Origin of the sequence: Salinigranum sp., assembly GCF_041641895.1 — an archaeon.
Lineage (GTDB): Archaea > Halobacteriota > Halobacteria > Halobacteriales > Haloferacaceae > Salinigranum.
Genome location: NZ_JBEPXO010000124.1, coordinates 1 through 7,527 on the forward strand (window position 1 = coordinate 1; position 7,527 = coordinate 7,527).

General features: G+C 66.3%; 9 protein-coding genes. 2 read left to right on the forward strand and 7 right to left on the reverse strand.

Going from position 1 to position 7,527, the window contains the following annotated elements; genetic code table 11:
- The first annotated feature begins 304 nt into the window (after positions 1-304).
- Positions 305-649, forward strand: a complete 345-nt coding sequence (locus ACESK5_RS18200; RefSeq protein WP_372913001.1) for a cox cluster protein — start codon at positions 305-307, stop codon at positions 647-649.
- 25 nt (positions 650-674) lie between these two features.
- On the forward strand, positions 675-1,076 hold the full coding sequence (locus tag ACESK5_RS18205; RefSeq protein WP_372913002.1) for a universal stress protein: 402 nt from the start codon (positions 675-677) through the stop codon (positions 1,074-1,076).
- 70 nt (positions 1,077-1,146) lie between these two features.
- Here the strand turns inward: ACESK5_RS18205 and ACESK5_RS18210 are convergent, their stop codons facing one another.
- The 7 genes from ACESK5_RS18210 to ACESK5_RS18240 form a co-directional block, all read right to left on the reverse strand.
- The gene (locus ACESK5_RS18210; protein ID WP_372913003.1) at positions 1,147-1,938 is read right to left on the reverse strand and encodes a thioredoxin family protein; all 792 of its coding nucleotides are present in this window, start codon (positions 1,936-1,938) and stop codon (positions 1,147-1,149) included.
- 2 nt (positions 1,939-1,940) lie between these two features.
- Complete coding sequence (locus ACESK5_RS18215; protein ID WP_372913004.1) at positions 1,941-2,696, reverse strand: ABC transporter ATP-binding protein; 756 nt, start codon at positions 2,694-2,696, stop codon at positions 1,941-1,943.
- On the reverse strand, positions 2,693-3,451 hold the full coding sequence (locus tag ACESK5_RS18220) for an ABC transporter ATP-binding protein (protein WP_372913005.1): 759 nt from the start codon (positions 3,449-3,451) through the stop codon (positions 2,693-2,695). The genes ACESK5_RS18215 and ACESK5_RS18220 overlap by 4 nt, the downstream gene beginning before the upstream one ends.
- Positions 3,448-4,617, reverse strand: coding sequence for a branched-chain amino acid ABC transporter permease (locus ACESK5_RS18225; RefSeq protein ID WP_372913006.1), 1,170 nt, complete (start codon positions 4,615-4,617; stop codon positions 3,448-3,450). The genes ACESK5_RS18220 and ACESK5_RS18225 overlap by 4 nt, the downstream gene beginning before the upstream one ends.
- Positions 4,614-5,567 carry a branched-chain amino acid ABC transporter permease gene (locus tag ACESK5_RS18230; protein ID WP_372913007.1) on the reverse strand — a complete coding sequence of 318 codons (954 nt, stop codon included), beginning with the start codon at positions 5,565-5,567 and terminating at the stop codon, positions 4,614-4,616. Before ACESK5_RS18230 ends, ACESK5_RS18225 begins: the two co-directional genes overlap by 4 nt.
- Before the next feature lie 108 nt (positions 5,568-5,675).
- Positions 5,676-7,115 carry a substrate-binding protein gene (locus ACESK5_RS18235; RefSeq protein WP_372913008.1) on the reverse strand — a complete coding sequence of 480 codons (1,440 nt, stop codon included), beginning with the start codon at positions 7,113-7,115 and terminating at the stop codon, positions 5,676-5,678.
- A 136-nt stretch (positions 7,116-7,251) separates the two neighbouring features.
- Positions 7,252-7,527 (reverse strand): HAD hydrolase-like protein (locus ACESK5_RS18240; RefSeq protein WP_372913009.1); only part of this gene is annotated, 276 nt, incomplete at its 5' end.

The window sequence follows — 7,527 nt, forward strand, 5'->3', positions numbered from 1 at the left end:
CCGACACGGTCTCCGCGTGGAAGTTCGGGCTGTACTGGCGCCTCGTCGGTCCGTTCGTCGGCTACATCCTCGGTCGCGTGCTGAGACGGGTCGAACGCGACGCCGAGACGCCGACGTGAGTCGCCGTCTCAGACCGCGAGGATGATGCCCGTCGCGAACATCAAGAGTGCGACCCCACCGAGGACGATCGCGAGGAGGTCCTTGTCCGACATACCGCTAGCTTGGCTGCGGGGAGTAAAGGTCAATCGGTCCGGGGTCGACGGCGGTCGAAAGGGCTAATCCGCCGCCGTCCCGAGCGCCACCTGTGACATCCGCCGAGTCGAGCGCCGACGGAGGCCGCGGGTTCGGTGGGCGACGCTTCGTCGTCGTCCTCTACGTGCTCCTCGTGGGAGTCGCCGCACTCATGGGCGTGCTGTTCACCGTCACCGTCGACGACCCTGCGTCGCCGGCCCTGTTCTTCCTGTTCGAACTGCCACCCACCGCGCTCGGCTTCGGGCTCTACGGCGGCGTCACCATCGCCGTCGTCCTCGGCGTCCCCCTGCTGTTCGTCGTCGCGGTGTCGACGTTCGTCGACGACGTCGACGCGGTCGGACGGGGCGACGTCGAGAGCGACGGAGGGGGACCGTCGGCCGAGTCCCCAAAGGACTAAGCCGCCGCCGTCGGACGTTCGATGCATGTACCACGTCATTATCGGAATCGACGAGGACGAAGCGCACGCGAAGCTCTGCGCCGAGGAGGTAGCCGGGATGCCGGGCGACGGCTCGGAGAAGCACGTCACGCTCATCCACAGCTTCACCGACAACCCCAGCGGTGCGTCGGCGGCACAGCTCGCCCCCGTCCGCGCGGCCGGAGACGTGCTCGACGAGGCCGGCATCGAGTTCGACGTCACGGAGTCGAGCGGCGACCCCGCGGAGGCCATCGTCGACGCCGGCGACGAAGTCGACGCCGACCTCATCGTCATCGGGGGGCGGAAGCGCTCGCCGGCCGGGAAGGCCCTGTTCGGCAGCGTCACCCAGACGGTCATCCTCAACGCGGGCCGCCCCGTGATGGTCACGGGCGTGCCCGAGAGTAGCTGAGTCGGCCACGGCCGCAGGTCTCCCACAGGAAGAGACCGGACCGAAGAGGAACGAGACGAGAGAGGCGCGGTTACTCGTCGCTCGCGTCGGGGTCGTCGGTCGCGTCGAGGGCGAGTGCGTCGCCAGCCAGGTCGAGTTCCTCTTCGACTGCCGAGACGGGGTCGACGTCGTCGACGCCGTACACCACCGAGAAGAACCGTTCGAGTGCCACGGGCGAGCGCTGGCCGGTGAGCGACTCGACGAGTTCGCCGTCCCTGAACGCGAGGACGGCCGGCGCGGAGTCGACGCCGTAGGCGAGTCGGAACGAGGGGACCGACTCGCCGTCGAGGCCGGCGACGGCGACGCCGTCGGGCACCCGTTCGAGTATCTCGTCGAGGTCCTCCTTCATCGCGTCGCAGGGGTGACAGCCCGTCTTCCACACCGTCAACACGGCGTCGGGGTGCTCCGAGAGGAACGCCTCGTAGCTGTCGTCGTCGAGTGCTCTCAGTTGGCCGGGGACCGGCGACCCCGGGCCGATTTCGACGACGAGGCCAGCCATCGTCGCGAGGAGCGCGCGATCGGGAACGGGGTCGAGGAACGACTGCAGCGACAGGTACGCGACGAGGTCCGCCGGCCCGACGTCGTGTTCGTCGACGTAGGCGGCGACGGTGTCGGTGTCGACGCCGAACACGTCAGAGAGCGCCTTGACGACCGTCTCCTCGTCCGCGCCGCCGTAGGTGTCGTGGTAGACGACCCGGGTTCGCTCGTACGCCTCGGTGGTCGTGAGCGTCCCGTCGTCGGCCTCCTCGACGGCGCCCGCCGCGACGAGGCGGTCGAGTGCGGCTTCGGGGTCGACGTTCGCGCCCGCGTTCGGTGCGTCCATCGTCACACCCCCAGATACCGCTGTCGGGTCTCCTCGTCGTCGCGGAGTTCCTCGGCGCTCCCGTCGAAGACGACTTCGCCCTGGTCGATGACGTACGCGCGGTCGGCGATGTTGATGGCGGCGACGGCGTTCTGTTCCACGAGGAGGATGGTCTTCCCGCTGTCGCGGATGCGCTCGATGGCGTTCTCGACGCTCTCGATAATCTGCGGGGCGAGTCCCTCGTACGGCTCGTCGAGCATCAGGAGGTCCGCACCCTGCTTGAGCGCGCGCGCGATGGCGAGCATCTGCTGCTCGCCGCCCGAGAGCGTCCCCGCCTTCTGCGTCCGGCGTTCGTCGAGGCGAGGGAAGTCCTCGTAAATCTCCTCGTTCGTCAGCCCGCTCTGGGAGACCTGGACGTTCCGGCCGAACGTGTTCGACCAGTTCCGCGCGACGTCCGGGAGGTGGAGGTTCTCCTCGACGGAGAGGTTCGGGAAGACGCGGCGCTCCTCGGGGACGAGCGCGATGCCGGCAGAGGAAATGTTCTCCGTCGTCTGCTCGGTGACGTCCTCGCCGTCGAAGAGGACGCGGCCGCCCCGGATGTCGGGGGGGCGCGCCCCCGCGATAGAGCGGAGCGTGGTCGTCTTGCCAGCCCCGTTCCGTCCCAGGAGCGCACAGATTTCACCCTCCTTGACCTCCATCGAGATGCCCCGGAGGATGTGGCTCTGCCCGTAGTACGAGTCGACGTCCTCGAGACGGAGGAGCGAGCCGTCCGCGCTCACAGCTCGACACCTCCCAGGTACGCTTCCTGGACGTCCTCGTTGTCACGCACCTCTTCGGGCGTGCCGTCGGCGATGACGCGGCCACGGTTCAACACCAGAATCTTGTCGGCGATGCGGAAGATTATCTCCATGTCGTGTTCGACGATGAGAATCGTGAGCCCGAGGTCGTCCTGCAGTTCTTCGATGAGGTCGACCGTCGAGTTGGTCTCTTCGGGCGACATCCCCGCTGTCGGCTCGTCCATGAACAGCATCTCGGGCTCGGAGGCGAGCGCGATGGCGATTTCGAGGCGACGTTTGTCGCCGTACGGGAGGCTGCCGGCGGTCTGGTCGCGGTGTTTGAGGAGGCCGACCGCGTCGAGCATCCGCTCGGAGATGCGGTGGACCTCGTCGAAGGAACTCCGGTTCTTGAAGAAATTGAGCTGGAAAGAGCCGTGTTCGGACGCTAGCGCGGCGATTTCGACGTTCTCCTTGACGGTCATGTTCGGGAAGATGGAGGCCGTCTGGAACGACTTCGAGATGCCCGTCTGGACCGCCACGTGCGGGTCCATCCCCGTGATGTCCTCGTCGTCGAAGTGGACGGTGCCCGACGTCGGCGTGAGCATCCCGGTGATGCAGTTGATGAGCGTCGACTTGCCGGCCCCGTTGGGACCGATGACGGCGCGCGTCTCGCCGCGTTCGACCTCGAAGGTGACGTCGTCGACGGCGGTCAGGCCGCCGAACTGCTTCCGGAGGTCCTCCGTCCTGAGGAGGCTCACGAGTCGTCACCCCCGCTGCCGCTGCCACTCCCACTGTCGCTCCCGAGACTCGTCACCCACCGGATGCCGTCCCAGATAGCGCCCCAGACGCCCTGTGGGAACACCCAGACGACGGCGACGAACACCGCGCCGAGGACGATACGCCAGAGCGACCCGATGGAGCCGATGACCGGCAGCGACACCCCGGAGATGACGTTCGAGACGTACTCGAAGATGAGCGCCCCGAACACCGGGCCGATGAGCGACCCGGTCCCGCCGAGGACGGTCATGATGACGAAGTCCCCGGAGGTAATCCAGTACAGACCGGTCGTCGGGTGGATGTACGTCTCGTGGATGACGAACAGCGCGCCCGCGGCGCCAGCGTAGCCCGCGGAGATGATGAACGCCATGTGCTTGTACCGGAACACGTCGAGGCCGACGAAGGAGACGCGCTCTTCGTTCTCGCCGAGCGCCTTGAAGATGAGACCGTACGGCGAGTTGATGATTCGATAGCCGAACCAGAGCGCGAAGAGCGTACAGAGCGCGACGAAGACGTACTGCCAGGTGTACGCCTCGAAGAGGTCGATTCCGACGACTGCCTCGTCCAGTTCGAGCACCATCAGCAGGTGGCCGACCGAGATGTCGGAGTAGCCGTTGTCGCCGTTGGTGAGCCACGACCCCGGACCGAGCGCGTAGAAGTACAGCATCTGCCCGAACGTCAGGGTGAGGACGGCGAAGTACACCCCGCTCCGACGGATGGAGACGAATCCGATGGGCCAGGCGATGACGATGGCGACGAGCGTGCCGACGCCCACCATGGCGATGGGGCTGTCGAAGACGCCGCTGAAGAGCGCCGCGGCGTAGGCGGCCGAGCCGAAGAACGCGGCGTGGCCGAACGACAGCAGTTCCGTGTATCCCAGGAGGAGGTTAAAGCCGATGACGGCGATGCCGAAGATGAGCACCAGGTCCGGCAGGCCGACGTACCCGCCGATACGCAGACCGACGATGTCGCCGACGATACCGAGGCCGTCCACGAGCAGGAGCGGGAACACGAGGATCATCGCCGCGAACCCGGCGAGCGACATCGTGTCGCTCTCCTGCATCCGCTCGAAGAAGCTCTGCTCCGAACGGGAACCGGGGGTGTCGTCGACGACGGCGCCGCCGTCGCTCTCGGTCTCGCGGCTCATTCGCCCACCTCCACGCTGCCGAAGAGACCTTCGGGCTTGAACACCAGGACGAGCGCGACGAAGAGGTACATCATGATGAACGCCCACTGCGAGAACGTCTGCTGGAAGGCGGCGACGATGAGTCCGAGCACCATCCCGCCGGCGATGGCGCCGACGACCGACCCCGCGCCGCCGACGACGATGGTGAGGAACGCCGGGATGAGTGCCTGCTGGGTCCCGATCTGGGGGCTGATGGTCTGGATAGACGCGCCGACCAGACCCGCGAAGGCCGCCAGCGACGCCCCGACGGCGAACACCAGCGTGTACGACCGGTTGATGGGGATGCCGAGGAGCCGCACCATCTCCGAGTCGCGCGTCCCCGCCTGGACGACTAGCCCGAAGTCCGTCCGTTCGATGATGAGGAACGTGAGGACGATGACGATGCTGGCCAGAAGCACCAGATAGAGCCGCCAGCGGGGGAACGACCCGACGATGGGGAGGGTGACCGGGCCCGACATCTGGATGCCGAAGATGGTCTGGGGTGGGATGGGCTGGAACGTGTTCCCGCCGACGACCTGTTTGATGAACTCTTCGATGATGAGAGCGAGCCCGAACGTCACGAGCAGCTGGTCGGTCTCGGCGCGGTCGTAGAACGGCTCCGCGACGAATCGCTCCATCACCGCCCCGACGATGACCCCGATGACGGGGACGAGGATGAGTGCGGCGAGGAACCCGAGTCCGACGCCGTAGTTCGTGATGCCGAGGCTCTGCAGTACTCCGTTGGTGAGCGTCGTCTCCCGGACGACGAACATCCCGACGTACGCACCGACGAGGTACAGCGCCCCGTGGGCGAGGTTGAGGAACCGCATCGTCCCCAGGATGATGGTCAGTCCGATCCCCAGCAACGCGAATATCGCGCCCTGCTGGAGCCCGTTGAGGAGTATCGTTACGGCTTGCGAGAGGAGACTCATGATTGTTCGTACGGATTTCGGTTTCTATGGTACTCGTTAGTATCTATCGGTGCTGACATTGACGTGCACTCTCCGTCTGTGGACGACGAAGAAATTCGTTCGAGGGGGTTACTCGTCGCCGTACTCGCCGAGTTCACACTCGGCCGCCGGGCCCGCGTCACAGGCGTAGCCGAGCTGGTCGCTCGAAGTCTGGTTGACGACCTCAAGCAGCCGGCTCTCGGTCTGCTCGCCGCTCGGGAGCCCCTGCACCACGAGCACGTCACGCTGGGCCTGGTGGTCGCAACCGCGCATCGTCTCCTCGCCGAGTCCCATGCCCGAGAATTCGAAGTCCTCCAGGGCGCGGATGACTTCCGGCGGGTAGAACGTCCCCGCGCGCTCGACGGCGCGAGCGTACTGGATGCTCGCGACGTACGCCAGCCGAGCGGCGTACGACGGCACCTTGTCGAACTCCTCGCGGAACGCCTCGGTGAACGTCTGCGAGGCGTCGTCCTCGAGCTGCCACGACCAGTCGGCCGTGCCGAAGATGCCGTCGATGGAGTCGCTCGCCGCCTCCGCCATCAGGCGGTTGTACAGCGGAACGATGATCTCCTTGTCCTCGGCGAGCCCCTGGTTGATCGCCTGCGGGAGCGAGTTGGCGGCGTCCAGCCCGTAGTGGTTCAGGACGACCACGTCTGCCTCGTCCGGGACCTCCGAGAGGTACGACGAGTAGTCGGAGGTACCGAGCGGCGTCGGGACGGAGTCGATCTGCTCCCAGCCGGCGACCTCGGTGAAGAACTGGTTCATCGACTCCTGCTGGGTCTGTCCCCACGAGTAGTCGGCGTACAGCTGGTAGAAGCTGAGCCCCTCGCCGTACTCGTCTCGGACGACGGGCGCCAGCGCCTGCCCCGTCATGTAGGCGTTGAACATCTCGCGGAAGCTGTAGCGGACACACTCGGGACCGGTGGTGTCGTTCGAGTGGGTCAGACAGCACATGTACATGACCTTCTCCTCCTGCCCCAGTTTTTGCTGCGCGATGGCCGTCGCCGACGAGGAGCCACCGGTCCACATAATCACGTTGTCGCGACTGATCATCCGCGAGGCGGACTGCCGCGCAGTGTCGGGGTCCGTGGCGGTGTCACCCTCGACTGACGTGACCGTCTTCCCGAGCACACCCTCGCCGGAGAGTTCGTCGAAGCTGTCGACCCAGCCGCCGCCGTTGTTGAGGTGCTGTTCGGCGAGCTGGTAGCCGCGCAGTTCGTCCGCACCCTCCTGGGAGTACGAGCCCGACTGCGGGACGTTGTAGCCGAAGACGACTTCGTCGCCCTCTACGGGGTAGTTTCCGAGCTCCGGATAGTCCTCTCCGGAGCCACCACCGTCTCCACCGCCACCGCCGTCTCCTCCGCCACCGCCGTCTCCTCCGTCACCGGAGCCACCGCCGTCTCCTCCGCCACCGCCGCCACCGCCACCGCCACCGCTGCAACCAGCCAGGCCAGCCAGGCCAGCCAGTCCGGCAGCACCCGCTGCTTTCAACACGTCTCGACGATTCGGCGAGGTGTTATCCCGTGCCATACTTAGACCCAGAAGGTTTTGTTAATAATTGTTGTGGAAACACATTGGCATGTTGCGGCCGAAAAATACTAGTATGTATTATCTCCGGGGTTAAATACGCCATCCCCACCTCGGAGGCAGCCCCCCGAGCTAACTGTCACTCGCGTGCGAGCACGTCCGGGAGTCGGGACAGCGAATCGACCACCGTCTCGGGGGTGGGTCCGATGGCCTCCGGCGGGTCGCGGCGTCGGTTGACCCAGGCGACGCCCATCCCGGCGTTCCCCGCACCCGCTGCGTCCCACGCGTTCGCGGAGACGAGCCGGCACGCTTCGATATCCGAACCGACGCGTGCGGCCGCGTTCTCGTACACGGCCGGGTCGGGCTTGAACGTCTTGACCTCGTCCGCACTGATGACGTCGTCGAGGTGGGGTTC